The sequence below is a fragment of the Tatumella sp. UBA2305 genome, from assembly GCF_002345795.1.
GTDB classification, from domain to species: domain Bacteria; phylum Pseudomonadota; class Gammaproteobacteria; order Enterobacterales; family Enterobacteriaceae; genus Tatumella; species Tatumella morbirosei.
Map to the genome: position 1 here is coordinate 36,847 of NZ_DDVT01000001.1, position 26,588 is coordinate 63,434.

Consider the following 26,588-nt stretch of genomic DNA (forward strand, 5'->3'; position numbering starts at 1 on the left):
CTTGCGGAAATAGCTTAATAGCCCCGAACCGGATCTAACTGTCCTGATACCGGCAGCCCTGCCTGTAACGCCGTGATTTTATCTGCAATTTGCGCGACTGAATACTCAATCAGAGTCGCTGCGGCAATGTGTGGAGTCACCACGACCTTCGGATGCTGCCAGAACGGATGGTCAGCCGGTAGTGGCTCCTGCTGAAAAACGTCGAGTGTAGCACCGGCAATGTGTCCGCTCTCCAGCGCCGCCAACAGATCGTCTTCCTGTAGATGCCCGCCTCTGCCAACATTAATAATGTAGGAACCTTGCGGCATGTAACTGAAATTTTCAGTACACAAGATACCCCGGGTGGCCGGGGTCAACGGCAGTAAACAAACAACTATACGGCTGGCTGCCAGAAAATCCTTAAGCTGCCGGTCTCCGGCATAACAGGTAACGCCTTGCTGTACCTGCGTGCTTCTGGCCCAGGCATTTACGCGAAATCCGAGTTTGCTCAGGCTATGCGCAACCGCCTTGCCCATAATGCCAAAACCGAGAATTCCCACCGGAAAATCATCTTTACTGCGTGGTGCCAGGTTTTTCCAGACCTGAGTTGCTGCCTGAAAGGCATAGCTGTCCATCTCACGGAAATGATGTAATACCGCCTGGCAGACATAATCGCTCATCTGCTCAGCCATACCGGCATCTTCAAGACGGAAAACAGGAACATTCCCGGACAAATTAATATGACGAAAAGCATCAACCCCGGCACCGGCATTAAATACCGCTTTCAATCCGGATTGCTGTTCAAAAAGCTCTGCTGAAGGCTTCCAGACAATAGCAAAATCTGCCGCCGCTATCCCCCGTTCCCAGACACTTACCGTTGAACCGGGCAACGCATGTTGCAGGTATTCCACCCAAAGGCGGGCTAATTCAGTATCATCACCAAACTGGCAAATTATCTTCATCGCAGAACATTCCCTAAACAGGCTAAAGAGGCGCCGCCTCTGTTCAGTTTTAGCGCTACACCTTAGGATAATTACCTGACAAAAGCACCTGATTTATGGGCAAATAGCTTTCATTTATGCCTTAGCGACGATGGATGATTTTAGCTGCCAGAAGTGGCGTGATCGCTGAAATTGTTCAGCGATCGTAACTTAAATGAAAATTTTTGCCCTGTTTTCGGATCATCCCAAATCCCGCATCGGCGAAATGCATACCTGCTACCAGTAACTCATCCGCACTCACCTGTTCCAGTAACCGCAACCGGGTGTCAGCAGCCAGCTGTGGATCCTGATCAAATGCAATACTAACTTCGGGGTGGCTAATCTGGATTTCCGGAAAGTGAACAATATCTCCCCAAACCAGCAATCCCTGATCACCAGAATTCAGTGAATAGCCACAATGGCCCGCCGTATGCCCTGGCAGAGGTAATGCTGTAATACCGGGTAACACTTCACCGTTATTAAACGTACGTATATTTGGCCGGTATAACTCAAAAATATTCCGGGCAAACAGGAAATTACCCCGTGCACGTTCGGCTGCACGACTCAGGCAGACATCATCCAGCCAGAAATCAATTTCCTGCTGATGAACCATCAACTCTGCCTGCGGAAACAGCGCTTGTCCTGCTTCATCAGTTAAACCACCGATATGGTCAGGGTGCGCATGAGTCAGAAGGATACAGTCAATGTCAGAAGGTGACACACCGACACCTGCCAGACTGGCTGGCATCTTTCCTCCCCACTGTTTAAACCCACCAGCTCCGGCATCTATCAGTACAGTGCGCCCACGACCTCGCACCAGATAACTGTTAATTTGCACGGACGAAGGATCGGCAATTCCCGCCCTGAGCTGTAAATCAGCCGCCTGTTCAGGCGTGATACCAGAGAGCAGTTCCGGGCTGATGGAGAGGAACCCATCACTGAGTGCGGTTATCGTAAATTCACCTACCTGTTTTCCCGCCGATTCCATAATTAATGACCTCCGACAACGATGTTGGGTTTTGTGCAATCCCCTGGATAGCAGTAAACGGGCCAGACAATTCAGGCTGGCATCTCCGTCACCGGTGATTCACCACCCACCCTACACTGACTTCATGTAATGGTATTAAAGAAAAATTGCAGAATACAACGATATTTTGGCATTAATCAGTGATAAAAAGTCAACCTGAGATGTGACGTTTGTCTTCACCATGCCATTGTTGTACCAACAATTTCGTCGTCTGTTCCGCCGTTACCGCGGGTAGCGTTATCAGTCACCAGAACGGGTATAACACACCAGTGTCCTGCATCGTGGAAAGGTACAGTGAAGGGAAAAACAATAAAGAGGGGAAGCGTTCCGGCAGATTCAGCAACCACAGATAACCAGAACGCCCCACTTCGTATAATGAGACTGTTAACGGGATGTTCGACTGGCTATTTATTTGTATAATAAGCAATAAATTTAATCGTTCTTTTCAGGCAACAGTCCTTAACATGATTACCGCGCTCTGCAGATGCCCTGAAAAAAAACGAAACAGCATCCTGTAAGGATTATCCATGCCTGTCGCATTAAAAATTGCCATCCCTTTGTTATGTGTGAGTCTGGCATTCTGGCATCTTTCCGTTAAAAAAAATGATAAATCTTATCGCCGGATTGGGGCTGTCATGGCTGTTATATCACTGGTTCTGATTATCCGGGCTGCATGGCATTAACCAACCGGTTTTGAAGAAAAAGTGTTATGGGTAACTCCCACGGCGATGGACCAGCTGGTTCGCTCCCTTGAAGACCGGGTCGGCCATCCGCTGGAGCTACTTCTCTTTCAGGGTGAGGTCGTCATTAAGCCCGCGCAGGCCGGGTGCCTCTGGTTTGAACAGCTGTTTTCTGTGAACTCTGTCATACGTTCAGCCATGCATTACTCCCCAAAATACGCTATTACTGTTAGCCGGTGCAGCTCAGAGAACTCAGGACAACATGGCGATTGTGATACGCAGCGCAGAGAGCAGCGACGCTGAAGCCTTTCAGAGGCTATCTTCGTTGCCAGAGATTCAGGAAAATACCCTCGGAATGCCCTATCCTTCGCTGGAGCATTGGCAAAAACATCTGGCAGGTAACGGTGTAGATGGCTGCTGGCACTTTACAGCAGTGGATGAGGGTCAGGTTGCAGGTATTTTGACCATAGAAAATCTACAGCATCCGCGACTCAGACACAAAACAACGTTGGGTCTTTTTGTTGATCCCGCCCTTTCAGGCAAGGGTATCGGCTCAGCATTAATGGCGTTTTGTCTCAGCTATTCATTTGACTGGCTGGCCGCACGAAAAATTGAACTGGAAGTATTTTCTGACAATGAGCCAGCAATTGCGCTGTATAAAAAGTTTGGTTTTGAAACTGAAGGATTACGTAAAGGCTCTGCGCTGCGTAAAGGCCAGTTTGTCGATGTCTTACTCATGGGGTTAAGTGCCCCGGCGGCCAGCCATTAGCGAGCCGCCGCCAGGGTAAGCTAACTAACCATCAGTGGACTGGCTGAGTGATTCCATATCGTCCATGCTTGACTGCATCCGGCTGATTTTGTCTCTGACCAGTTTGACGGCGTCGCTGCCCAATAGTAAGAATTCCGGAGGCTCCGGCAGACTAATCAGCGTTAACATAGCACGAGCAGCCTTACGCGGGTCCCCTGGTTGATGACCACTACGCTTTTCCCGGGTCTCACGGATTGGTCCAAAACTCTGGTCATAATCACTGATTGAACGGGGTGAACGAACCATCGAACGTCCGGCCCAGTCAGTCCGGAACGAACCCGGTTGAACTGCAGTCACGGCAATGTTAAATGGTTTCAGCTCTGCCGATAATGTTTCAGAAATACCCTGCAAAGCAAATTTACTACCACAGTAATAACTGATACCGGGCATAGTAATAAATCCGCCCATCGAGGTGATATTCAGGATATGCCCTGCGCGGCGCTGTCGAAAATAAGGCAGGAAAGCTTTAATCACCGCCACCGCACCAAACACGTTGACGTTAAACTGGCGGAAAATATCTTCCATCGGAGACTCTTCCATAATCCCTTCATGACCGTAACCGGCATTATTTACCAGTACATCCACGGCACCAATCTGTTGCTCAACTTCTGCCGCAATTGCAGGCAATGCAGAAAAATCAGTGACATCCAGCACCCGGCCATAAAACTGCCCCGGATATCGTTGTTCGAGCTCTGCTTTGAGTGCTTCATCCCGCAAAGTTCCAATCACCCGATGTCCGGCGCTAATCGCTTCTTCGGTGAGTGCCCGGCCAAAGCCACTGCTGACACCGGTAATAAAAAATAATTTTGGCGTACTCATAAATTACCCTCTCTGTGATTAGTCTCTACAGGCTACGCCTGATAACAGAGTCCCGATATCTCTGTTCCTCTCTAATGTTTGCCTGTTCCTATCAGACCGATGGACGTAATACCTCCCTGGTGCCACACTAAGACAGGTTTACTGAGGATAAGCGAATGGAAGAACAAACCGTCAGACAGATGGTGTCATTACTGGACCAGCTCACGCCGGATGAAGGCTATAATCTTACCGTATTGCCGGATATTCGTTTTTTAAGAGTCAGCCAACCCATGACCCGGGTACCCGTGCTGTATGAACCGGGTATAGTGATTGTGGTTCAGGGCGAGAAACGCGGATTTCTGGGTAATCACAGTTATGTGTATGATGCCCGTCATTATCTAATGGTTTCAGTGCCTGTACCTTTCACTATGGAAACCAATGCCACAGCAGATGAACCGTTACTGGCTATATATCTCAGGCTGGACTTTAACCTGGCAGCCAAAGTCATCCTCGAACTGGATGAAAACAACCCGCTGAGCACGCCGTCCTCTCCCCTCAGCATGATGTCCACCCCTATGGAGCCTGCATTACGATCTACGGTATTACGTTTCCTACAGATTATGTCATCACCTGCCGATACCCTTATGCTGGGGCCCGCGATGGTCCGGGAAATATACTACCGGGTACTGACGGGTCCTCAGGGCGCCACTATGCGTAGTACTCTGACCATGCAGGGGCAGTTTGGCAAAGTGGCCAGAGCCTTACGGAAAATGCATACCGAGTACGATTCCAGCCTTGACGTCAATCTCCTGGCCCGGGAAGCAGGGATGAGTATTCCCGCTTTCCACTCACATTTCAAAACCGTGACCAATACTTCGCCGATACAATACCTGAAATCCACCAGACTTCATCAGGCGAGGTTACTGATGCTGAGAAACCATCTGACGGCATCGGCAGCCAGTGCCAGTGTAGGCTACGAAAGCGTGTCACAATTCAGCAGGGAATTTAAACGCATGTTTGGGCTCAGCCCGGTAAAAGAGGTTGAGCGGATGAAAAAGACCTTTTCGATGCCGGCGCCGCTGACTGCTTCAGAGTATATATCTTCGCATTAGCTTTATTAAGATAAAGTAATGGCTGCAATGGCGATACTACCCTTACAGCATCAGGACAGGAGTGGCAATAAGCTACCGACAGCAGATTCTGTAACAGACTTTATAGCCTGTCCTGCCAGAGCATATTCATTATCTGAACCGCCCCGGGTTTCCCGCTATGTGCAGTATCCACACTCCACCGATAGTATTAAGTGCTGTTCTTTCACTTCAGAAGAACAGATCCCGATATTTTCTGGCGACCATTTTACTTGCTCTTAACGGAGATAAATAAATTCTTCATTTCAATCAATTGAATCGAATCTATGTTTTGGTAATACACATAATTCGGGATAAGACACCGGGTGCATATATTCCAGTGTCTGTTTCCCGATGCGAATACTCTTAAGATGGATAGTTACTTGCTAAAATCTTCTGTAACAATCCAGCAGGCATCCTGTGGTGAATTATCCTTACTGGCCATAACTCTTTGATTAAAAGTTAGCTTCCCTGTCCGGTCTGTTATCCGGTAAACAGAAACAAAATTACTTTTTTCACCTGAAGCAATCAGCCAGTGACCATCCGGAGAAACTGTAATTCCTCTTGGTTGTGTTTCTGTTTTCCATACGCCAATCAAAGAAAGGTTACCGGTTGATTTATTAACTTTATATCCGGAGAGCGTACTGGTTGTTCTCTCTGAAACATAAATATAATCGCCATTAGGGGTTATTTTAATATCTGAAGCCCAGATTCTTGGCGTCGGATCGTTATAATTATCAGGCCGTTCTTTTCCATGTTCTAATTTGTATTTTACTGCCACCGCAGAAGGTACATCTGCTATCCGTTTTAAAGAACCATCGGGTGCTCTGGAAAACAGACTGATAATACCCCCCATCTCTCCAATGTTATACACAAAGCGGTTATCCGGAGAAATTACCGAATGACGTGGACCATCCCCTTCAACCGTCGCGACAGCACCGGAACCTATGGGTGAAAGGCTACCATCTTTTGCCAGAGATAGCTGAAGGACTTTATCAACCCCGAGATTACCGACATACAGTGACTTATTCGTTTTATCGACAATCACCGAATGAGCATGTGGGCCTGTGGGGTAAACCGATATGGCTTTACTTAACTGGCCGTTTTCCAGATGATAACTGACCACTACATTCTGGCCATAAGAAGCACCAAACAAATATTTCCCGGTATGGTCAGTAGCAATATACGCATAAGAATAATCAATCGGATTGACTTTTTTATCAATTAAATCGCCATTAGCCGGATCAATTTTCCATGAAACAATACTGAAAGGTTTAGAACGTGTTGCTGCATAAAAATACTTATGATCCGGGCTGATAGCCGTCGGCATGACCTTTCCACCAGCGGTAATTTCGTCCAGAAAGGCCATCTTCCCGGTTTTTTCATTCAGCTGATAGTGGGATATTTTTCCTGAGTCTGCATTTGATACATAGACAAAAGTTTTAGCATCACTGGTAAAAGAAGCTGCTAATGCAATAGCACACAGTGAACTTAAAAATATATTACGCATTATCACCCTACAAGGTTAACAACATGCTTTATTGTGATTAACAATATTATTACAGGGTGCCAACCAAATCAACAAACAAAACAAATTGTTAGCACTTAATGATACTGAAATGACAAATTGTAATTAAGTGCAATCAATGTTTTCTGAATAAAAACCTACTCACCGCCCCATTTACCTAAGAAAAAAGTTTCTGCCACCCTGGAGTGTGGAAAAAAGTCAGTAATAAATAAAGACTGAGCCTATTTTCTGAACTCCATTCGGCTGACAGACAATGCATATATAACCTTATCTGACTCTGCCACCGGCCATATTGTAATCATGGTCGCAGAACTGCATTACAGCACTGGCATGACGCATTAGCTGGTACAGGGGTGGACATGTCAGACTGTTCACCACACCATTACCGGTATGCAGAATTCCCGGAAGTGGGCTAAAACCTGGACTATTATTAGTCGGGGATTTTCTGGACGATGAAGCAAAGCTGGCGTAGCATTGAAAAAAGCTCATTTAGCTGTACGCCAATATTGGTTAACAGATTTTCTCCGTCAGCCAGAGACACGACTTCACTATGCTGCTGCTCAGCAATGACTGAAGCTTTCAGATAGTATCCCGGAGTTATCCGTCACCTGACGACTCCCCTCCAGCTGATCGCAACATGAAAAAAATTCATCTGCGTGTGAAATTAAATCACTTTCACTCACTCCGCGAGTCAGGCATAAAATACGTATGATTATTCACTTTCGATAATATGAAAACTGTGTATTTCGATCACCGAAATTTCTGGATAATCAGTAACTAAACTCAGTTTTCATCTCAGGACCAGGATTCAGGCTCATAATGAATAAAGATTTTACCTACTCGATTAAGAGCAGCAGTTTCGACGAGAACTATAACCCTTCTGAAAATACGCGTATCACCACCAACTTTGCGAACCTGGCCCGCGGTGAAAACCGTCAGCAGAACCTGCGCAATACCATTGTGATGATGAATAATCGTTTCAACTCACTGGCGACCTGGGACAACCCTACCGCCGACCGTTATGCGGTCGAAATTGATATCATTTCAGTTGAAATGAAAATTGACGCGGAGAGTGAAAGTTTTCCGGCTATCGAGATTCTGAAAACTAATATTATCGATAAAAAAACTGGCCAGCGTACCGAAGGCATTACCGGCAACAACTTCTCTTCATATGTACGGGATTACGATTTCAGCGTATGGCTGCTGGATCACAATAAAGATAAACCTGATTTCACCATCCCTGAGAAATTTGGTGATCTGCACGGTAATATCTTCAAAAGCTTCATAAAATCAGAAGCTTATAAAAGTAACTTCAAAAAAACTCCGGTAATCTGTCTGAGTGTCTCCAGCAAAAACGTTTATCACCGTACAGGTAATGAACATCCGGTGCTGGGTATTGAATATCGTCAGGATGAGCGTTCACTGACAGATAACTACTTCAGCAAAATGGGCTTACAGGTCCGGTATTTCATGCCTAAACACAGTGTTGCACCTTTAGCCTTTTATTTCTTTGGCGATTTACTGAGTGATTACACCGACCTCGAGCTGATAGCTACCATCAGTACCATGGAAACATTCCAGAAAATTTATCGCCCTGAAATCTACAACGCTAACTCTGTTGCCGGTTTACAGTATCAGCCAAGCCTGAACTATCAGGACTACTCATTAACAAAAATTGTTTATGATCGCGAAGAACGTAGCCGGTTAGCGATTGAACAGGGCAAATATACTGAAGAATATTTTATCAAGCCATACAAGACAGTTCTTGAACAATGGTCTGAAACTTACGGTCTTTGAGTCATAAAAAATACAAGGTCACCTGCTATGAAAATTTTATTACCTACGTCAACTGCCGGAAGTCTGCCAAAGCCTTCATGGCTGGCACAGCCTGAAAAACTATGGTCGCCGTGGAAACTGCAGGACGAAGAGTTAGTTAACGGGAAAAAAGACGCACTGCGTCTGTCCCTGGACGATCAGTTGCGTGCAGGTATTGATATTGTTAGTGACGGCGAACAAACCCGTCAGCATTTCGTTACTACCTTTATCGAGCATCTGAGCGGTGTTGATTTCGAGAAACGCGAAATCGTTAAAATCCGTAATCGCTATGACGCCAGCGTACCAACAGTCGTGAGCGCTGTTGAGCGCATTAAACCTGTATTTGTGGATGACGCTAAATATCTGCGTTCGCTGACCAAGCAGCCAATTAAATGGGCACTGCCTGGCCCGATGACTATGATTGATACACTGTATGATAATCATTACAAAAGTCGTGAAAAACTGGCCTGGGAATTCGCTAAAATCCTGAACCAGGAAGCAAAAGAACTGGAAGCTGCTGGTGTAGATATTATCCAGTTCGATGAGCCGGCATTTAACGTATTCTTCGACGAAGTTAACGACTGGGGTGTTGCAGCCCTGGAGCGCGCTATCGAAGGCCTGAAGTGTGAGACTGCCGTCCATATCTGCTATGGCTATGGTATTAAAGCAAATACCGACTGGAAGAAAACGCTGGGTAACGAATGGCGTCAGTATGAAGAAGCCTTCCCTAAACTGCAGAAATCAAACATTGATATCGTGTCACTGGAATGCCAGAACTCACACGTTCCGATGGATCTGATCGAACTGATTCGCGGTAAAAAAGTGATGGTGGGTGCTATTGATGTCGCGACCAACACTATAGAAACTCCGGAAGAAGTGGCTAATACCTTGCGTAAAGCGCTTCAGTTTGTTGATGCTGATAAACTCTATCCTTCCACTAACTGTGGTATGGCACCACTTTCACGTGAAGTCGCTACCGGTAAACTGAATGCTTTAAGCGCTGGTGCAGAAATTATCCGTAAAGAACTGGCTTAATAGTAAAGTTTGACGGAACTCTACTCCGGTCAGCCAGGAGATACCGGCTAACCGGCGACTTCCTTCAGATCAATGTCATCTGAACGCGGGCTTCGGTCCGCGTTTTTTTACCCTGTTGCCAGTAAACGGGGATGATTACAACTCCTTACATTTCAGCAGGATTATTACTCTCCCCTTTCGCTGTCCCGACAAAATTTTAGTCATTCTGCACTATAGTTAGTTTTTACCGCCCTCCTGCCGGGAGTTATTCAATTGCTGAAAATATCAGGTCTGGTATTTCTTTGTGTGGTTCTGCTCTCGCTGGTGGCAAGTATGATGCGTGATACCCATCCGGGAGTCTCTGCCGGCCAGGGCTGGTGGACAGCCCGACGTGATTCATCGGGGCTTGCCCCGAACCCCCACAAAATGGTCAATACCGCGATTGTGCAGATCTATGATGCTGCAACCTATGGCTGGCGTGGCAAAGCTGCGGTTCATCCGTGGATTATCTTTAAACGTGCCGGCGACACTCAATATACCCGTTATGAAGTGACCGGCTGGGGAAGCGGCGACAGGATCCGCAAGAACAGCCACGGTCCGGACGACTATTGGTTTGGCGCTAAACCCAATCTTCTGGTCGATTATCGGGGTCCGGAAGCGGCTGCTCTAATCCCTCAGATAGAAGCCGCTATAGCTTCCTATCCGTGGAAAGAGACCTACCGCGCCTGGCCCGGGCCAAACAGCAATACCTTTATGGCTCATATCGGTCGGAATGTCCCCGCTCTGCATCTGAATATGCCAGCCAATGCTATCGGGAAGGATTACCGAACCCTCGCCAGGCCCATTGGATTGCCACCCTCAGGACAGGGTGTACAGGTTTCTTTGCTGGGTTTACTGGGTTTTACGGCCGGACCGGTGGAGGGCGTTGAAATCAACCTGTTGGGCATTGATATGGGAATACAATTCTCCCCCTTTAAACTTCGACTGCCATTTATTGGCTCGGTTAACCACGGTAGTTCCCAAAACACAACCAGACAGCCTGACTAAAGAGTTTCGGAACGATGACGCCCGGCTCATACCTCGTTCCGGACACTGCCGTAGCTTCGGATATTATCAGATTGTATTTAACCGGATCGCTACATTTGTCAGCAATAAGTGAAGCCTTTCGACTTATTGCTGACAGGCAAATGGCTTCAGGGGATAATAAGCCAGAACCTCACAACCTTCCGGGACCGGCACATGCTCTGTTGCTTTCCCTTCCTCAAGACTGATCACAGTAACCGTTCCATTGTCTTCATTCACCACCAGGAAGTAGCGGCCGTCCGGAGTAAATGTTCCATCAAGCGGTTTTTCCTGAAGTTCAGCGGTAAACAGATAGTGCATATCTGAATCAAAGAAACTGACCACCGGATCAAAATCACCTATCACGGCGACAATCTCACCATCACTTCTGAAACGAACTATCTGAGCTGCCTTGCTATGCCGTTTCAGCGGAATAGTATCCAGTAGTTCCAACTGTTCGCGGTCAATGACGAAAATTTCAGGAGCGCTGCCATTGGTCACTATGACCCGCGGCCGTATGGGAGACACATCAATACCATTCAGGCTACCAGGGACACTCATTTTTTTATTATCCGGCCTCCGTTTTCATCAAAAACTATCTGCGATAACGTCCCTTCTTCTTCACTTTCGGTGATTAATCGATTTTTTCCGGGTATAACTGCCAGCCGGTGTACGTTATATGATTCTGAATTAATGGTGCCAGTGACGGTATCGGTTTGCGGATCGATAATAACAATGACAGCACTTTCCTCACAGCAACAATAAATCAGCCCGTTATAACCCAGACGGGCAGTATGTGGGCCTTGATAAGGAGAAATATCAATCAGAGTGATAACCTGTTCACTCGCCAGGTCTACTACCGCAATATGATGTTCCGGGTGAGGATTATCACCATGAATCCCATCACCGAATATTGGCACATAGGCTTTACCTTTCTGAGGTAACACTAACAACTCATGAGGTTTTCCTGGCAGATCATCGATAACCTTACGAATTTTCAATGTTTCAGGGTCAAGAAATAAAATACGGCCTGCGGATTTATCTACCGCAATCAGCCCGAAACCGGCGGTGTTTTCTATCTTCATATCTCTGCTACCTCCATGATGATATCGGTTTTCTGATAAGTGGCATGCAGTGAGCCAATCGGGGATATCTGTTCAGGATGGCATTTAATCAGCCATCTTGTGCAACTGAAGAGGGTTTTCAGGACGATCCCAACGCCTGTTTCAATGCCCAAATAAAAGATAAATTAATTGAAATCAGCAAGATAAAATCTAATAAAATGAATAAGACAAATGAAACTCATTGAAAATAAGCAGTAACTCAGGAAGCGTCATTCAGGTAAATCAAAGCCTCATGGCCAGGAAAACGAAATACAACAATGCAAACATCACCAACACAGCCTGGCTCCCGGTGGCCGCGGCGGATATGAAGATCAGTCCGCGCTAACCTCCAGGCGTTCATAACCTTTGGCCCGGTAAATTACTGCAGAAATAATCCAGGCAGCGATAAAAATACCGATAATCAGATAACCGATAGTACCGAAGTTATCGTTAAGTGACCCGATACCATCCCAGAAAAGGCCGGAAAGGTTGATTTTATCCTGAGTCAGCCCAGGAGCTACAATACCCCCTATTACGACTGCAACAACCACTGAAACCAGAGTAATTGTCATGTTGTAGTAGAGTTTTCGGATAGGTTTCACAAATGCCCACCCGTAAGCCTCCAGCATCAGAATACTGTCAGTGGTATCAATCAGTGACATACCTGCCGTAAATAGCGCCGGAAACACCAGAAATAAGCAGGTACATCATTTTGGTGTGACCAGAATGGGTTCTGACAGATCAAGCGTAGCCGCGTTTTTTTTGACGTAGCTAATAGTCTCTACTTTCATGATATGTCCGCCGAAGGGGTAATGTTCATACACGAGACTTAATTTAGACCATTTGTAGTCCCCATTTAATTAGCGATAATGCTACTGCTCACAGGAAAAATGCCGGGCAAAACTTTGTCCGGTTTTCAGGCTTCGCTATACTCTGCTCATCTCAATCCAGAATCTGCCTGTCAGAAGACAGTGCTGAAAAGGTTATGTACAGATGGAAGAAGAAACCCTCCGTGACGGACCCGCCAGTGGGCTACGTGAACTACTGGATATGATGGTATGGGACATCAGCCATGGTGGATTCGAAGTGGTAAAAGAATGGCGGGAAGAATTACTTTCCCGGCAAGATGCTGATACTGAAGACGTACAACGCGCCATCGCGGTATGTGATGATTTTCTTGCTCCTGCTGGCTCTCCTGAATCTGAAGCCGCCCGTGCCCGTGCCTGGCCGGAAGACTACCCGGAAAAAAAATAGCGGTGTAAATCCGTAAAGCTCAGCAGTCGCCTGCCTTCTTAAGCCTGAAGTGCGGTAAGGATTGCAGATTCTATTTTTTCCGGAGTAGAGATTGGCGCAAATCTTTTTAGCGGTTTACCATCACGACCAACCAGGAATTTTGTGAAGTTCCACTTGATCCTGCCACCCAGCACCCCGGGTAGTTCGTGTTTCAGATAGCGGAACACCGGGTGTGCAGCAGAACCATTAACGTCCACTTTTTCAAACACCGGAAAGCTTACACCGTAATTGATATAACAGGTCTGTGAGATTTCCTCAGCACTGCCGGGTTCCTGTTTACCAAACTGGTTGCAGGGAAAGCCCAACACCACCAGGCCTTGGCTGGCGTATTTCCGGTAGAGCGCTTCAAGCCCTGCATACTGCGGCGTAAAACCACAATGACTGGCAGTATTCACCACCAGAACTACTTTACCCGTAAAATCAGCCATTGAAACCCACTGTCCATCAAGCCGGGTGGCCGAAAGCTGGTAAAAAGTTGTCATAACGAATCCTTAAACACGAACAGTTCGTTATTCAGATTAGCATGTAGCTTGTTGAGACAGAGGAGAATCATCGGTGACTTATTGGTTTGACACAACAACCCGTAATCCGGTTTTCCAAAAACACAATTAATTAACCCACTGATAAAAAAGATATTTACTTAAATTTGTTAAACATAATGGTACCTTCCTGGAATTCACAGGTCTTTTTTCAGAAAGACCCTGCTGGTTCCCTCAGGGAGGCAGGCTATTTCACCAAATCTCTGCCAGCCGTTTTTTTCATAGAACACCGGTGCCTGAAAAGTGATGGTATACAACACAGCAGTTTTACATCCCCGGTTCCTGCCTTCATCTTCGACACGTTTAAGAATCTGACTCCCCACCCCCTTACCTCTCACTTCCGGTGGCAGATACACCAGGTCTATAAATAACATTCCGAGGTAGCTACGCCCCATCATTCCGCCCAATACCACCCCATGTTCATCTCTGACCATAACGGCGAGAGATTTATTGTCGTTATATCCCACCGCCTCCTCATTATAACAATTAAGCCCTGATTCAATCGCTAAGGAGAACTCAGGTGTAATAGTGTCAGAGACTTCAATAGTTAACCGGTCCACAATGGCACTCCGCATGTTATTAAACCAGCCCCTGGATTAAAGGAATAAAAGACTATCAGTGATTTATTTTATCGGGAATCACTTAGTATTAAACCGGCAAAAAAATCATATGGCTGGCAGTAACTGATCCAAATACAGTATTTCTGAAATCTGAGACCGTAATAAACACGTGATTAATTAGGGTCTGGATTGATTAAAGCGGTTAATTCATGATAAAGAAAGCCCCGACATTGCGGGGCTTCAGATGACATTATAACCAGAACTGATTAGACCGGATTAGCCGGAGAATCATTCCCACTCGATGGTCGCTGGTGGTTTTCCGCTGATGTCATAAACGACGCGGGAGATACCATCCACTTCATTGATGATGCGGTTGGATACACGGCCGAGGAAGTCATACGGCAGGTGTGCCCAATGGGCGGTCATAAAGTCGATAGTTTCAACAGCACGCAGCGAGACCACCCAGTCGTATTTACGACCATCGCCCATGACACCGACTGAACGAACCGGCAGGAACACGGTAAAGGCCTGGCTGACTTTGTTGTACAGGTCAGCTTTATGCAGCTCTTCGATAAAGATGGCGTCGGCACGGCGCAGCAGATCACAGTACTCTTTCTTCACTTCACCCAGAACACGCACTCCCAGACCTGGCCCCGGGAACGGATGGCGATACAGCATGTCGTAAGGCAGGCCGAGTTCCAGACCAATCTTGCGAACTTCGTCTTTGAACAGCTCTTTCAGCGGTTCAACCAGTCCCATTTTCATCTCTTTCGGCAGACCGCCCACGTTGTGGTGTGATTTAATCACGTGCGCTTTGCCGGTAGCAGAGGCTGCAGACTCAATAACGTCAGGGTAGATGGTACCCTGGGCCAGCCATTTAACATTGTCCAGTTTCAGTGCTTCTTCGTCGAACACTTCAACAAATACGCGGCCGATAGTTTTACGCTTAGCTTCAGGTTCATCGATACCTGCCAGCGCATCCAGGAAGCGGTTTTCCGCATTTACATGAACGATGTTCAGACCAAACTGGTCACCGAACATTTCCATCACCTGGTCGGCTTCGTTCAGACGTAACAGACCATTATCCACAAACACACAGGTCAGGCGTGAACCGATAGCACGGTGCAGTAATAACGCAGTGACCGAGGAATCGACACCACCCGACAGACCGAGGATCACATGGTCATCACCGACCTGCTCGCTCAGACGCGCTACCGCATCATCGATGATTTTTGCCGGGGTCCACAGCGCTTCACACTGACAAATATCCAGCACAAAACGTTGCAGTAACTGCATGCCCTGACGGGTATGGGTCACTTCCGGGTGGAACTGTACTCCGTAAAAACGCTTCTCTTCGTTCGCCATAATGGCAAACGGGCAGGTTTCGGTGCTGGCCACAGTGACAAAATCGTCAGGAATCGCAGTCACTTTATCGCCATGGCTCATCCAGACATCCAGCACAGGTACACCGGCAGTATTCAGGCTGTCCTGAATATCTTTAACCAGGGCACTTTCCGCTTTAATTTCTACCTGCGCGAAACCGAATTCTCGCTCAGAAGATCCCTGAACTTTCCCGCCCAGCTGCATTGCCATGGTCTGCATTCCGTAACAGACACCCAGTACCGGAACCCCGGCAGTAAACACGTATTCCGGAGCGCGTGGACTGTTAAGTTCGGTAGTACTTTCCGGTCCGCCGGAAAGGATGATGCCGTTAGGATTAAACTGGCGGATTTGTTCTTCGGTAACATCCCATGCCCACAGCTCACAGTACACACCCAGTTCACGAACACGGCGTGCAACCAGCTGAGTATACTGAGAACCAAAATCAAGGATCAGGATTCGGTGCTTATGAATATTTTCCGTCGTCATTACAGTTTTCCAGGCAAAAAAATTAAAGCGCCCGACGGTGAGCCGGGCGCATGATACAGGAAGAGATTAAGATCCGGTGCGGTAGTTTGGAGCTTCTTTAGTGATAGTCACATCATGCACATGGCTTTCAGAAATACCGGCACCACTGATACGAACAAATTCAGCTTTAGTGCGCAGATCATTAATCGTCTGGCAACCGGTCAGGCCCATGCATGAACGCAGGCCACCCATCTGCTGATGAATGATCTCTTTCATACGGCCTTTATAAGCCACACGCCCTTCAATACCTTCCGGTACCAGTTTATCTGCTGCGTTATCAGACTGGAAGTAACGATCTGAAGATCCTTTAGACATCGCACCCAGCGAGCCCATACCACGGTAAGATTTGAACGAACGCCCCTGATACAGTTCAATCTCGCCCGGAGACTCCTCGGTACCCGCCAGCATTGACCCTACCATGACACAGGAAGCACCGGCAGCAATAGCTTTCGCGATATCGCCAGAGAAACGGATGCCGCCGTCTGCAATCACCGGAATTCCGGTGCCTTCAAGCGCTTCAACGGCGTCAGAGACTGCACTAATCTGCGGTACACCTACACCAGTCACAATACGGGTGGTACAGATAGAGCCAGGACCAATCCCGACTTTCACCGCGCTGACACCCGCCTCAGCCAGGGCTTTAGCGCCGGCTGCGGTAGCCACGTTACCACCTATAATTTCCAGGTTTGGATATTTAGCACGGGTATCACGGATACGTTGCAATACACCTTCAGAATGACCGTGAGAAGAGTCAATCAGCAGCACATCAACGCCCGCAGCCACCAGGGCATCTACACGCTCTTCATTGCCGGCACCCGCTCCTACAGCGGCACCTACCCGCAGACGACCATGTGCATCTTTACAGGCGTTAGGTTTACGTTCTGCTTTCTGGAAATCTTTTACGGTGATCATGCCCAGCAGGTGGAAAGCGTCATCGACGACCAGCGCTTTTTCGATACGTTTTTCGTGCATTTTTTGCAGCACGACTTCGCGTGAATCACTCTCTTTAACCGTGACCAGGCGTTCTTTCGGGGTCATTACCGCAGAAACAGGCTGGTTCAGGTCGGTAACAAAACGCACGTCACGGCCGGTAATAATCCCCACCAGCTCGTTGTCACTATTTACTACCGGATAGCCGGCAAAACCATTGGCTTCAGTCAGACGTTTAACTTCCTGCAGTGAAGTTGTTGGCAGAACGGTCTGTGGATCGACGACCACACCACTTTCATATTTCTTCACCTTGCGGACTTCTTCAGCCTGGCGCTCAATCGTCATGTTTTTATGAATAAAGCCCATACCGCCTTCCTGTGCCAGCGCAATAGCCAGACGGGCTTCGGTCACGGTATCCATTGCAGCGGAAACCATTGGGATATTCAGACGGATATTTTTGGTGAGTTGCGTACCGAGCTCTGCAGTATTCGGCAGTACGGTAGAGTGAGCAGGAACGAGTAAAACATCGTCAAACGTGAGGGCTTCTTTAATGATTCTTAGCATAGCAATATCTCGGCCTGGGAGTGATAAAATATTGCAGCGGAATTATACAGGGGCTAAGCGGTTGCCTCCAGCTTTTTTTATAAAAAACTCTTGATACTTACAATGGTCACTGTAGTATCGGTTAATTAACCCGCTGATTTACTATTTGATCTTCATCACATGTTGCACGACGAAAACGCCACAATTTTCTCTGTCAGCCGTCTGAATGCCACTGTCCGAAAGTTGCTGGAACATGAAATGGGCCGTATCTGGCTGACTGCAGAAATTTCCAATTTTACCCGGCCTTCGTCAGGGCACTGGTACTTCACCCTGAAAGATGACAATGCTCAGGTTCGCAGTGCTATGTTTCGCAGCAGTAACCAACGAGTCAGTTTTCGGCCGCAGAACGGTCAACAGGTGCTGGTCCGGGCTTCAGTCACCCTCTACGATCCGCGCGGCGATTATCAGCTGATTGTTGAAAGCATGCAGCCTGCCGGCGAAGGCCTGTTACAACAGCAGTTTACCGAACTGAAAACCCGCCTGGATGCTGAAGGACTGTTTGCCGCAGAGCATAAGCAACCGCTGCCCTCTCCGGCTCGCCAGGTCGGGGTAATTACCTCCGCCAGTGGCGCTGCGCTGCATGATATTTTACAGGTGCTGCGTCGTCGTGACCCTTCTCTGCCGGTCGTTATTTATCCGACTGCGGTACAGGGTAATGATGCAGTCCCTGCTATTGTTCGTGCGATCGAACTGGCTAATCAGCGCCAGGAATGTGATGTACTGATTGTGGGCCGTGGCGGCGGGTCACTGGAAGATTTATGGTGTTTCAATGATGAACGGGTCGCAAGGGCCATCTTTGCCAGCCGGTTGCCGGTGGTCAGTGCTGTTGGTCATGAAACGGATGTCACTATCGCTGATTTTGTTGCTGACCTTCGGGCGCCGACGCCATCTGCCGCGGCAGAATTGATTAGCCGTAACCAGACTGAATTACTGAGGCAATTGATCTCTGCGCAACAACAGATGGAAATGGCGATGGATTTTTATCTTGCCCGCCGTCAGCGTAGCTTTGCACAACTTCAGCACCGCCTGAATCAGCAGCATCCAGAGTTGCGTTTAACCAGACAACATAACCTGTTGTCAGAACAGCAGCGCCGGCTTCAGACAGCATTGCAACAGCAATTACAAAAAAATAGCCTTCGCTTTGAGCAACTCTCCCGACGTTTACAACGACGTCAGCCAGAACCGCAGATTTACCAGGCAAATCAGGAGTTAGCTCAGCTACGTTACCGCCTGCAGCAGGCTATCAGCCAGCAACTGAATGATAACCGGCAGCGCTTTGGTTCACTGGCTGTACAACTGGAAACTGCCAGTCCGCTGGCCACGCTAGCCCGTGGATTCAGTGTCACCACCAAAGCCAACGGTGAGGTGATTAAAAACACCCGTCAGTTACAACGCGGTGACACTTTGCGTACCCGACTTAATGATGGATGGGTGGAGAGTGAAGTCACGGCAACTCAGCCTGTCAGCGCCACTAAAAAGCGCCCTAAAGCTTCACCGGACCCGGCCGCTCAGTAACGCTCCTTTACCGAACAGGCTGCAATCCAGCAAGATCGGTCAGGACAGCCTCATGACAGGGCGGCATACTTTCTCTACAGGAGAATGCTATGCTGACCGACAAACAACGTTATACCGCTAACTATCAAAAACGAATCACACTGGTGCTGGACTACATCGACAGTCATCTGTGTGAACCTCTGTTGCTTGATAACCTCAGTAAAGTGGCTCATTTTTCCGTATTCCACTTTCACCGGCAATTTACGGCCTGTATTGGTATTCCGCCAGGCCGTTATATTCAGCTAATGCGGTTGCGGCATGCTTCATACCGGCTGGCATTTAATCCTGAGCAAAAAATTACCGATATCGCCCTGGAGACGGGTTTTACTCACGCAGAGTCATTCAGCCGTGCCTTTAAACAGGTATTTGGTGTCTCCCCGGGCGAGTTTCGCCGCCAGCCAGAGTGGCAGTCATGGCATAGCCAGATGCCTGCCGCTCCACAAATCAGAAGAGAACCCACGATGCAAATTGCTATTGTTACTGTGCCTGATATCCCTGTCGCTATGCTGCTTCATCAGGGATCACCCGAAACCATTCATCAGACCGCTGGCCGGTTTGTCGCCTGGCGAAAAACCAGTGGCTATTCACCAGTGCGCCGCTGCCGGACCTTTGGTATTGCACCGGATGACCCACACAACTGTGACCCACAGCAGTTCCGTTTTATGATTGCCGGTGAAGTTTCTGCGTCAATACCTGAAGATAATGATTTTGGTGTCGTGAACAACGTTATTCCAGGCGGGCGCTGTGCTACTGTGCGACATCAGGGTTCTCATGAGCGACTAACCGCACTGGCACAGTCTCTGTACCGTGACTGGCTGCCAGGCAGTGGTGAAATCCTGCGTGATTTTCCACTGTGGTTTCACTACCACAACTTTATCCATGAAGTCGCTGAACATCAGTTGGTGACCGATATCTTTTTGCCGCTTAAAGACTGACTTTATCGCCGGAGCTATTCACTCCCGATGGCTTCCGGATGCCACCTGACTCTCGAAGACGAGATCATTCCATGCTGCTGGCAGAAAAAATCTACCGCACCACAAGCTTTGAGTACCTGAAGTGTTGCCTGGCATTCCGGACAATAAGCAGTATTCCGGTAACGGGCATGGCATTGCGGGCAATATAAATCATCCGGCTCACCAGTGAGCGCGGACTGGCAATGGCTGCAAATCAAATTCATCAGCTGTCTCCCTTATGAAAAAAGAGGGCTTCATAGCCCTCTTTTGTGGATTATCGCTTATTTTTCTTCAGATGCGACATCAGACGTTTACGCTTACGCTGCTGAGTAGGTGTCAGCAGGTTACGTTTGCCTGCATACGGGTTATCCCCTTCCTTAAACTGAATTCGGATAGGCGTTCCCATCACATTCAGTGAACGACGGAAATAGTTCATCAGATAACGTTTATACGAATCCGGCAGGTCTTTAACCTGATTACCATGGATAACCACAATCGGTGGGTTATATCCGCCGGCGTGAGCATATTTCAGTTTCACACGGCGACCACGGACCAGAGGCGGCTGATGATCTTCTGCCGCCATATTCATTATGCGGGTCAGCATGGAGGTGTTTACCCGGCGGGTTGCGCTGTCATACGCCTCGGTAATCGATTCGAACAGATTACCTACACCACTGCCATGCAGTGCAGAAATAAAGTGCACACGGGCAAAATCAATAAAGCCAAGACGGTAGTCGAGAGCTTCTTTAATTTCTTCTTTAATTTCCTGGGACAAGCCATCCCATTTATTTACCACAATAACCAGCGAACGACCGCTGTTGAGGATAAAGCCCAGCAGAGACAGATCCTGATCAGAGATGCCTTCATGGGCATCAATCACCAGCAACACCACGTTGGCATCTTCAATCGCCTGCAGTGTTTTGATTACCGAAAACTTTTCGACGGTATCGGTCACTTTACCGCGTTTACGAACTCCGGCAGTGTCAATCAGCACATACTCCCGCTCATCACGTTCCATCGGAATATAGATGCTGTCACGGGTGGTACCCGGCATATCGTAAACCACGACCCGGTCTTCCCCCAGAAAACGGTTAGTCAGGGTGGATTTACCGACGTTTGGCCGTCCGACAATTGCCAGTTTGATCGGCAGAGTCGTCGGGTCAAAATCGTCTTCTTCGTCTTCAGGGATGCTGTCATTTTCTTCAGCTTCAAGGGCCGCCCAGTAAGCCGCATTTTCCTGCTCTTCGGTTAATTCTTCAGGCTCTTCCGTTTCCATCCACGGTTCAAGCACTGCTTCCAGCAGGTTATGCACACCGCGGCCATGTGTTGCTGCAATGGGATGAATCTCGCCCATGCCCAGTGAGTAAAAATCCAGCACCGCATTGGTGGGGTCCATACCGTCGGTTTTGTTGGCGACCAGAAAGGTAGGCTTCTGACGGGTCCGCAGGTGCTGTGCTATCTGTTCATCCGCAGGCATGACCCCGGCACGCGCATCCACCAGAAATAGCACAATATCCGCTTCTTCGATGGCCATCAGCGACTGAGCTGCCATGCGGGTTTCAACACCGTCCTCCATGCCGTCGATACCCCCGGTATCAATGACAATATATTCCTGACCTTCAACCTCGGCGCGTCCGTACTTACGATCACGAGTCAGACCAGGGAAATCCGCCACAAGCGCATCACGGGTGCGCGTTAAACGGTTAAAAAGAGTGGATTTTCCTACATTGGGGCGTCCAACAAGCGCGACCACAGGTACCATAATAAAGCCTCATTACAAAAAATATTTCGACCGAATCGGATGATTATAACGATTAGTTGTGCAGAGTTCAGGCTATTCCCCGGAAAATCTACAGGCCGAAGAAAAACGAAACGGCCCCTGTATCACAGGAGCCGTCATTAGCAGGTTATTTTAACCCGTACTTTTGCCGGTTACTCAGCGTTTAAAGGCGTACACCTCACCCTTCTTCGCCTGGATAATCAGTTTATCCCCGGCAACGATAGGCTGAGTCTGGAAGCCGGATTTATCTACTTTCTGCTGAGCAACAAAGCGGCCATCCTGAGTGTTCATCCAGTGCAGGTAACCTTCACCATCGCCAACCACCAGATATCCGTCAAACAGTACCGGTGAGGTCAGATTACGGTGCAGCAGACCACTCTGACGCCAGATTTCAACACCACCATCAGTATTAAGCGCATCTACACGGTCATCCTGGTCGACCAGGTAAATCCGGCCATTATCCACCAGCAGGTTTTTAACACCGCCGATGTCACGTTTCCACTGAATCTGGCCTGAACGCAGATCCAGGGCTGACAAATCACCATTATAAGCCAGCACATAAACCACACCGTTAACAATTACCGGAGTAGTATCAACGTCACTCAGACGATCGATCTCCGTGGCGCCGCTTGGCTGGGAGATACGTTGCTGCCAAATCATCTGGCCCTGGTTCATGATTACCGCGCTGACACGGCCGTTATCCCCCCCGACAATGGCACCACCGTAGGCGACTGCCGGAGCTGACTCACCGCGCAGGGACAGAGCCGGTATATCAAGGTTAACCACCCACTTGCTGGCACCGGTGGTCTGGTCCAGAGCCTGCAGAATACCATTGCTGGTATGAATCAACACCAGACCGTCGCTGACTACCGGATGTGATACCGCTTCACCGGACACCTGAGTACGCCATGCGACTGAACCGTCTTTAGTATTCAGCGCAAACACTTCACCGTGCTCACTACCGATATACAGTAAGTCGCCCTGTACGGTGATACCACCGGACAGCATTGCTGACAGATTTGAAGAGAAGAACCCGGTTTTGGTGGAAAGGTCGACCTTCCATTTTTGCTTACCGGTATTCGCATCCAGCGCTTCTACAATACCGAAACGATCTGCCGCATAGACAACATTGTCCTGCCAGGCCGGATGCAAATTAGAGTAGAAATCACCCACACCGTCACCGACCGACTTATCCCAGACCTGCGTCGGGTTAAACTGGTTTACCACTGTAGGCAGTGGAGACATTTTAACTGCATCTTCTTCGCCACTGAATAGCGAACAACCGCTGAGCAAAGTGACTGAAAACAGTCCCGGCAGCAGGTATTTACGTAATTCCATGCGCTCTCTCTTTACAGTCTTAGCTTAAATTATTCAATTTCATCTGCATCATCTGTTTCAGCGCAGGTGAAGCATCAGAATCAATACCTTTACTCCAGGCTGCACGGGCACCCTGGCTATCGCCTTTACTCAGCAATGCATCACCGCGAATATCCGCCGCCATCGCTGTCCAGCTGTCGCCTTTCACGCTGTCCAGGGTTTTCAGAGCGTCATCAGCCTGCTTCTGCTGTAACTGCAGACGTGCCAGGCGAAGACTCATCACCGCCCGGAGGTTAGCATCCTCTGTATCTTTAATTCCCTGTTGGAGCTGTTGGGCGGCTTTATCAGTCTGGCCTGCATCAACATAAACCTTCGCTAAGTCCATCGCCGCTAATGCACCGTAAGAGCCATGAGTCTGACTCACGAAAGCTGAAACAGCCTCCAGAGTTTCAGGTTTATCAGCCTTCATTGCCTCTGTCAGTTGCTGGTAGCGGGCAGAATTTTCCAGAGCAGTATTTTCCTGGTGGCTGACCCAATAGCGCCAGCCCCCCAGAGCAGCGATACCAATCACTATTCCTGCAGCCAGAGCTTTACCATTGTTGGCAAAAAAGTGTTTGAGAGCATCAGTCTGCTCATGTTCATTGCTGTAAACTTCCACGCAATCCTACTCCTGTAAAAGCTTAAAAATATCCGTCAGTTACTGCAACGCAGACAGTAAAACGCCGGATATGTCATTCCGGGGTACCGTTTGCTGGTCTCCGGAACGCAGATCCTTGATAACCACCTGGTTATTTTTAACTTCATCTTCACCCAGCACCAGGGCCAGTCTGGCACCCCACTTGTCCGCACGGGCAAACTGTTTTTTGAAGTTGCCGCCACCAAAATTGGTCATCAGTTTTAATTCCGGGATGGCATCACGCAGACTTTCGGCCAGCTGCATGGCGGCTGACTGTACACCGGCGCCGGAAGCGATAACATAGACATCAACTTTACGGGTCGGTTCAAATTCCGGGTTAACTGCCTGAACTAAAAGTACCAGCCGCTCCAGACCCATCGCAAAACCGACTGCGGGAGTGGCCCGGCCACCCAGTTGTTCCACCAGGCCATCATACCGTCCACCGGCACAGACTGTGCCCTGAGAACCCAGGCTGTTGGTGACCCATTCAAACACTGTACGGTTATAATAATCCAGTCCACGCACCAGACGCTGATTCACGGTATAGCTTATCCCAACATCGTCCAGCAGACTGCACAGGCCGGCAAAATGTTCGCGTGATTCAGGATCCAGGTAATCTCCCAGCTGTGGTGCATCATTCAGCAGTTGCTGGATCTCCTGGTTTTTACTGTCCAGTACCCGTAACGGGTTGGTATACATCCGACGCTTACAATCATCATCGAGTGCATCTTTATGCTGCTCGAGGAATGCCACCAGGGCGTCACGATAATTTGCGCGGGCTTCTAATGAACCAATAGAGTTCAGTTCCAGGCGAACATGTTCAGCAATCCCCAGAGCTTTCCACCAACGGGCGGTCATCATGATCAATTCAGCATCAATGTCCGGTCCGTTAAGACCAAATACCTCAGCACCAATCTGGTGAAACTGACGGTAACGCCCTTTCTGTGGACGCTCATAACGGAACATCGGTCCGATATACCATAACCGCTGTTCCTGATTGTACAACAGACCATGTTCAATACCGGCACGGACACAACCGGCCGTCCCTTCAGGACGCAGCGTCAGGCTGTCACCATTACGGTCATCGAAGGTATACATCTCTTTTTCAACCACATCAGTCACTTCCCCGATGGCGCGCTTAAAAAGAGGAGTTTGTTCGACTATAGGCAGTCGGATTTCGCTGAAGCCATAGCCTGCCAGAACCTGTTTCAGGACCTGTTCAATACGTTGCCAAAGTGCGGTATCTGCTGGCAGATAATCGTTCATTCCGCGGATAGCCTGGATATTCTTCGCCACGTCAAAATCTCTTAAAACAAAAAACCTGTCCGGCATCATACCTTATGAGGCTGATACCGCACAGGAACAATCGTTAACAATGCACCCTTCACGGAATGCATATCCCTTATTTCTCAACCTGACGGACATCGATGCGGTGGTTTTCATCCAGCATCGAGGCTTTCGCGCGAATCCGTGCTTCAAGCTGTTCAATCATATCGGCATTATCCAGCCTCTCTCGCTGACGGACACCGTCTTCGTAGAAGCCGCTTTTTTTACTACCGCCGGTCACTCCCAGGGTAGACACCGTAGCTTCACCCGGGCCATTAACCACGCAACCGATAATCGAGACATCCATTGGGGTAATGATGTCTTCAAGGCGCTGTTCCAGCGCATTTACTGTACCAATGACATCAAACTCCTGGCGCGAACAGGTCGGACAGGCAATAAAGTTGATACCACGCGCACGAATACGCAGTGATTTAAGAATATCAAAACCAACTTTAATTTCTTCTACCGGATCGGCTGCCAGTGAAATACGCAACGTATCGCCAATCCCTTCTGATAACAGCAGTCCCAGGCCGATGGCAGATTTTACCGAACCGGCACGGGCTCCCCCGGCTTCGGTGATCCCAAGGTGAAGTGGTTGATCAATCTTTTTAGCCAACAAACGGTAAGATTCAACGGCGAGGAACACATCAGAAGCTTTAACACTGACTTTAAACTGATCGAAATTCAGGCGGTCCAGGTGATCCACATGACGCATTGCTGATTCCAGCAGCGCCTGCGGAGTAGGTTCACCGTATTTTTCCTGGAGATCTTTCTCCAGGGAGCCTGCATTCACTCCGATACGAATAGGAATATTGTGGTCGCGGGCACAATCTACGACCTGGCGGATACGCTCATTATTACCGATATTACCGGGGTTAATTCGTAAACAGTCCACCCCGTATTCTGCGACTTTCAGGGCAATCCGGTAGTCAAAATGAATGTCAGCCACCAGAGGCACACTGACACGCTGTTTAATCAACCGGAAGGCTTCGGCCGCATCCATCGTAGGTACAGAAACACGAACAATATCTGCCCCCACCCGCTCCAGCGATTTAATCTGTGCAACGGTTGCGTCAACATCTGTAGTTCGGGTATTCGTCATCGACTGGACGGCAATAGGCGCTCCGTCGCCGACTGGCACCTTACCAACATAAATCCGGGTAGATTTACGACGGTTTATTGGAGCCTGGTTATGCATATTTTTTCTCCACAAGTCCCCTGAGACGGC

The 26,588-nt window shown here is 48.5% G+C and carries 26 protein-coding genes and 1 pseudogene; 9 read left to right on the forward strand and 18 right to left on the reverse strand.

The window, feature by feature from the left end; all coding sequences use genetic code 11:
- Positions 1-14 precede the first annotated feature (14 nt).
- Both B3Z23_RS00190 and B3Z23_RS00195 read right to left on the reverse strand, forming a co-directional pair.
- The gene (locus tag B3Z23_RS00190) at positions 15-941 is read right to left on the reverse strand and encodes a 2-hydroxyacid dehydrogenase (RefSeq protein ID WP_294899856.1); all 927 of its coding nucleotides are present in this window, start codon (positions 939-941) and stop codon (positions 15-17) included.
- A gap of 175 nt (positions 942-1,116) precedes the next feature.
- Positions 1,117-1,947 carry an MBL fold metallo-hydrolase gene (locus tag B3Z23_RS00195; protein WP_294899859.1) on the reverse strand — a complete coding sequence of 277 codons (831 nt, stop codon included), beginning with the start codon at positions 1,945-1,947 and terminating at the stop codon, positions 1,117-1,119.
- A 566-nt stretch (positions 1,948-2,513) separates the two neighbouring features.
- Here B3Z23_RS00195 and B3Z23_RS00200 point away from each other — a divergent pair.
- Positions 2,514-2,669, forward strand: a complete 156-nt coding sequence (locus tag B3Z23_RS00200) for a hypothetical protein (protein ID WP_156994579.1) — start codon at positions 2,514-2,516, stop codon at positions 2,667-2,669.
- A gap of 259 nt (positions 2,670-2,928) precedes the next feature.
- The gene (locus B3Z23_RS00205) at positions 2,929-3,435 is read left to right on the forward strand and encodes a GNAT family N-acetyltransferase (protein WP_294899866.1); all 507 of its coding nucleotides are present in this window, start codon (positions 2,929-2,931) and stop codon (positions 3,433-3,435) included.
- Between the two features lie 24 nt (positions 3,436-3,459).
- Here B3Z23_RS00205 and B3Z23_RS00210 read toward each other — a convergent pair whose 3' ends face one another.
- Positions 3,460-4,293, reverse strand: coding sequence for an oxidoreductase (locus B3Z23_RS00210; RefSeq protein ID WP_294899869.1), 834 nt, complete (start codon positions 4,291-4,293; stop codon positions 3,460-3,462).
- 155 nt (positions 4,294-4,448) lie between these two features.
- Between B3Z23_RS00210 and B3Z23_RS00215 the strand changes: the two genes are divergently transcribed.
- The gene (locus tag B3Z23_RS00215) at positions 4,449-5,384 is read left to right on the forward strand and encodes an AraC family transcriptional regulator (RefSeq protein WP_294899873.1); all 936 of its coding nucleotides are present in this window, start codon (positions 4,449-4,451) and stop codon (positions 5,382-5,384) included.
- Positions 5,385-5,778: 394 nt separating this feature from the next.
- On the opposite strand, the gene B3Z23_RS00220 is transcribed toward B3Z23_RS00215, so the two are convergent.
- Complete coding sequence (locus B3Z23_RS00220; protein WP_294899876.1) at positions 5,779-6,909, reverse strand: lactonase family protein; 1,131 nt, start codon at positions 6,907-6,909, stop codon at positions 5,779-5,781.
- Between the two features lie 837 nt (positions 6,910-7,746).
- On the opposite strand from B3Z23_RS00220, the gene B3Z23_RS00225 reads away from it, so the two are divergent.
- From B3Z23_RS00225 to B3Z23_RS00235, 3 genes are all read left to right on the forward strand, one after another.
- On the forward strand, positions 7,747-8,724 hold the full coding sequence (locus B3Z23_RS00225; protein WP_294899881.1) for a DUF1852 domain-containing protein: 978 nt from the start codon (positions 7,747-7,749) through the stop codon (positions 8,722-8,724).
- A 27-nt stretch (positions 8,725-8,751) separates the two neighbouring features.
- Positions 8,752-9,777: a methionine synthase gene (locus B3Z23_RS00230; RefSeq protein WP_294899884.1), complete on the forward strand. Its 1,026-nt coding sequence runs from the start codon at positions 8,752-8,754 to the stop codon at positions 9,775-9,777.
- A gap of 312 nt (positions 9,778-10,089) precedes the next feature.
- Positions 10,090-10,803 (forward strand): DUF3750 domain-containing protein, encoded by a 714-nt coding sequence (locus B3Z23_RS00235; protein WP_414716441.1) that lies wholly within the window; start codon positions 10,090-10,092, stop codon positions 10,801-10,803.
- A 123-nt stretch (positions 10,804-10,926) separates the two neighbouring features.
- Here B3Z23_RS00235 and B3Z23_RS00240 read toward each other — a convergent pair whose 3' ends face one another.
- The 4 genes and pseudogenes from B3Z23_RS00240 to B3Z23_RS00255 all read right to left on the reverse strand — a co-directional run.
- Entirely contained in the window at positions 10,927-11,379 is a 453-nt protein-coding gene (locus B3Z23_RS00240; RefSeq protein ID WP_294899887.1) for a YncE family protein, read from the reverse strand.
- Positions 11,376-11,903, reverse strand: a complete 528-nt coding sequence (locus tag B3Z23_RS00245; protein WP_294899891.1) for a YncE family protein — start codon at positions 11,901-11,903, stop codon at positions 11,376-11,378. The genes B3Z23_RS00240 and B3Z23_RS00245 overlap by 4 nt, the downstream gene beginning before the upstream one ends.
- A 350-nt stretch (positions 11,904-12,253) precedes the next feature.
- Positions 12,254-12,583 (reverse strand): hypothetical protein, encoded by a 330-nt coding sequence (locus B3Z23_RS00250; protein ID WP_294899893.1) that lies wholly within the window; start codon positions 12,581-12,583, stop codon positions 12,254-12,256.
- A gap of 32 nt (positions 12,584-12,615) precedes the next feature.
- Positions 12,616-12,712: pseudogene (locus B3Z23_RS00255) on the reverse strand (type II toxin-antitoxin system Phd/YefM family antitoxin); the annotation flags it as partial.
- 202 nt (positions 12,713-12,914) lie between these two features.
- Here B3Z23_RS00255 and B3Z23_RS00260 point away from each other — a divergent pair.
- Positions 12,915-13,175 carry a hypothetical protein gene (locus B3Z23_RS00260; RefSeq protein WP_294899896.1) on the forward strand — a complete coding sequence of 87 codons (261 nt, stop codon included), beginning with the start codon at positions 12,915-12,917 and terminating at the stop codon, positions 13,173-13,175.
- A gap of 38 nt (positions 13,176-13,213) precedes the next feature.
- Here the strand turns inward: B3Z23_RS00260 and B3Z23_RS00265 are convergent, their stop codons facing one another.
- The 4 genes from B3Z23_RS00265 to guaB all read right to left on the reverse strand — a co-directional run bounded on the left by B3Z23_RS00265 (position 13,214) and on the right by guaB (position 17,715).
- Positions 13,214-13,696 (reverse strand): glutathione peroxidase, encoded by a 483-nt coding sequence (locus B3Z23_RS00265; RefSeq protein WP_294899899.1) that lies wholly within the window; start codon positions 13,694-13,696, stop codon positions 13,214-13,216.
- Positions 13,697-13,890: 194 nt separating this feature from the next.
- A complete protein-coding gene (locus tag B3Z23_RS00270; RefSeq protein WP_414716438.1) occupies positions 13,891-14,313 on the reverse strand; it encodes a GNAT family N-acetyltransferase in 423 nt (140 codons plus the stop codon).
- Positions 14,314-14,601: 288 nt separating this feature from the next.
- Complete coding sequence (gene guaA, locus B3Z23_RS00275) at positions 14,602-16,182, reverse strand: glutamine-hydrolyzing GMP synthase (protein WP_294899902.1); 1,581 nt, start codon at positions 16,180-16,182, stop codon at positions 14,602-14,604.
- A gap of 66 nt (positions 16,183-16,248) precedes the next feature.
- Entirely contained in the window at positions 16,249-17,715 is a 1,467-nt protein-coding gene (guaB, locus tag B3Z23_RS00280; RefSeq protein WP_294899905.1) for an IMP dehydrogenase, read from the reverse strand.
- A gap of 159 nt (positions 17,716-17,874) precedes the next feature.
- Between guaB and xseA the strand changes: the two genes are divergently transcribed.
- Together xseA and B3Z23_RS00290 are read left to right on the forward strand one after the other, a co-directional pair.
- Positions 17,875-19,269: an exodeoxyribonuclease VII large subunit gene (xseA, locus tag B3Z23_RS00285; RefSeq protein ID WP_294899908.1), complete on the forward strand. Its 1,395-nt coding sequence runs from the start codon at positions 17,875-17,877 to the stop codon at positions 19,267-19,269.
- Between the two features lie 89 nt (positions 19,270-19,358).
- Positions 19,359-20,243 carry an AraC family transcriptional regulator gene (locus B3Z23_RS00290; protein ID WP_294899911.1) on the forward strand — a complete coding sequence of 295 codons (885 nt, stop codon included), beginning with the start codon at positions 19,359-19,361 and terminating at the stop codon, positions 20,241-20,243.
- Positions 20,244-20,257: 14 nt separating this feature from the next.
- On the opposite strand, the gene B3Z23_RS00295 is transcribed toward B3Z23_RS00290, so the two are convergent.
- From B3Z23_RS00295 to ispG, 6 genes are all read right to left on the reverse strand, one after another.
- Positions 20,258-20,485 carry a zinc ribbon domain-containing protein gene (locus B3Z23_RS00295; protein ID WP_294899914.1) on the reverse strand — a complete coding sequence of 76 codons (228 nt, stop codon included), beginning with the start codon at positions 20,483-20,485 and terminating at the stop codon, positions 20,258-20,260.
- Between the two features lie 50 nt (positions 20,486-20,535).
- Positions 20,536-22,023 carry a ribosome biogenesis GTPase Der gene (gene der, locus B3Z23_RS00300; RefSeq protein ID WP_294899918.1) on the reverse strand — a complete coding sequence of 496 codons (1,488 nt, stop codon included), beginning with the start codon at positions 22,021-22,023 and terminating at the stop codon, positions 20,536-20,538.
- A 174-nt stretch (positions 22,024-22,197) separates the two neighbouring features.
- On the reverse strand, positions 22,198-23,379 hold the full coding sequence (gene bamB / locus B3Z23_RS00305) for an outer membrane protein assembly factor BamB (RefSeq protein ID WP_038022164.1): 1,182 nt from the start codon (positions 23,377-23,379) through the stop codon (positions 22,198-22,200).
- Positions 23,380-23,398: 19 nt separating this feature from the next.
- The gene (locus B3Z23_RS00310; RefSeq protein ID WP_294899923.1) at positions 23,399-24,016 is read right to left on the reverse strand and encodes a YfgM family protein; all 618 of its coding nucleotides are present in this window, start codon (positions 24,014-24,016) and stop codon (positions 23,399-23,401) included.
- A 39-nt stretch (positions 24,017-24,055) separates the two neighbouring features.
- Positions 24,056-25,330 (reverse strand): histidine--tRNA ligase, encoded by a 1,275-nt coding sequence (gene hisS / locus B3Z23_RS00315; protein WP_294899926.1) that lies wholly within the window; start codon positions 25,328-25,330, stop codon positions 24,056-24,058.
- 106 nt (positions 25,331-25,436) lie between these two features.
- Positions 25,437-26,558: a flavodoxin-dependent (E)-4-hydroxy-3-methylbut-2-enyl-diphosphate synthase gene (gene ispG, locus B3Z23_RS00320; RefSeq protein WP_294899929.1), complete on the reverse strand. Its 1,122-nt coding sequence runs from the start codon at positions 26,556-26,558 to the stop codon at positions 25,437-25,439.
- Positions 26,559-26,588 lie beyond the last annotated feature (30 nt).

Excerpts from the sequence above, each read along its gene's own strand:
- B3Z23_RS00190 (WP_294899856.1), bottom strand. The coding sequence starts at position 941 with ATGAAGATAATTTGCCAGTTTGGTGATGATACTGAATTAGCCCGCCTT.
- B3Z23_RS00195 (WP_294899859.1), bottom strand. The coding sequence starts at position 1,947 with ATGGAATCGGCGGGAAAACAGGTAGGTGAATTTACGATAACCGCACTC.
- B3Z23_RS00200 (WP_156994579.1), top strand. The coding sequence starts at position 2,514 with ATGCCTGTCGCATTAAAAATTGCCATCCCTTTGTTATGTGTGAGTCTG.
- B3Z23_RS00205 (WP_294899866.1), top strand. The coding sequence starts at position 2,929 with ATGGCGATTGTGATACGCAGCGCAGAGAGCAGCGACGCTGAAGCCTTT.
- B3Z23_RS00210 (WP_294899869.1), bottom strand. The coding sequence starts at position 4,293 with ATGAGTACGCCAAAATTATTTTTTATTACCGGTGTCAGCAGTGGCTTT.
- B3Z23_RS00215 (WP_294899873.1), top strand. The coding sequence starts at position 4,449 with ATGGAAGAACAAACCGTCAGACAGATGGTGTCATTACTGGACCAGCTC.
- B3Z23_RS00220 (WP_294899876.1), bottom strand. The coding sequence starts at position 6,909 with ATGCGTAATATATTTTTAAGTTCACTGTGTGCTATTGCATTAGCAGCT.
- B3Z23_RS00225 (WP_294899881.1), top strand. The coding sequence starts at position 7,747 with ATGAATAAAGATTTTACCTACTCGATTAAGAGCAGCAGTTTCGACGAG.
- B3Z23_RS00230 (WP_294899884.1), top strand. The coding sequence starts at position 8,752 with ATGAAAATTTTATTACCTACGTCAACTGCCGGAAGTCTGCCAAAGCCT.
- B3Z23_RS00235 (WP_414716441.1), top strand. The coding sequence starts at position 10,090 with ATGATGCGTGATACCCATCCGGGAGTCTCTGCCGGCCAGGGCTGGTGG.
- B3Z23_RS00240 (WP_294899887.1), bottom strand. The coding sequence starts at position 11,379 with ATGAGTGTCCCTGGTAGCCTGAATGGTATTGATGTGTCTCCCATACGG.
- B3Z23_RS00245 (WP_294899891.1), bottom strand. The coding sequence starts at position 11,903 with ATGAAGATAGAAAACACCGCCGGTTTCGGGCTGATTGCGGTAGATAAA.
- B3Z23_RS00250 (WP_294899893.1), bottom strand. The coding sequence starts at position 12,583 with ATGTCACTGATTGATACCACTGACAGTATTCTGATGCTGGAGGCTTAC.
- B3Z23_RS00260 (WP_294899896.1), top strand. The coding sequence starts at position 12,915 with ATGGAAGAAGAAACCCTCCGTGACGGACCCGCCAGTGGGCTACGTGAA.
- B3Z23_RS00265 (WP_294899899.1), bottom strand. The coding sequence starts at position 13,696 with ATGACAACTTTTTACCAGCTTTCGGCCACCCGGCTTGATGGACAGTGG.
- guaA (WP_294899902.1), bottom strand. The coding sequence starts at position 16,182 with ATGACGACGGAAAATATTCATAAGCACCGAATCCTGATCCTTGATTTT.
- guaB (WP_294899905.1), bottom strand. The coding sequence starts at position 17,715 with ATGCTAAGAATCATTAAAGAAGCCCTCACGTTTGACGATGTTTTACTC.
- xseA (WP_294899908.1), top strand. The coding sequence starts at position 17,875 with ATGTTGCACGACGAAAACGCCACAATTTTCTCTGTCAGCCGTCTGAAT.
- B3Z23_RS00290 (WP_294899911.1), top strand. The coding sequence starts at position 19,359 with ATGCTGACCGACAAACAACGTTATACCGCTAACTATCAAAAACGAATC.
- B3Z23_RS00295 (WP_294899914.1), bottom strand. The coding sequence starts at position 20,485 with ATGAATTTGATTTGCAGCCATTGCCAGTCCGCGCTCACTGGTGAGCCG.
- der (WP_294899918.1), bottom strand. The coding sequence starts at position 22,023 with ATGGTACCTGTGGTCGCGCTTGTTGGACGCCCCAATGTAGGAAAATCC.
- bamB (WP_038022164.1), bottom strand. The coding sequence starts at position 23,379 with ATGGAATTACGTAAATACCTGCTGCCGGGACTGTTTTCAGTCACTTTG.
- ispG (WP_294899929.1), bottom strand. The coding sequence starts at position 26,558 with ATGCATAACCAGGCTCCAATAAACCGTCGTAAATCTACCCGGATTTAT.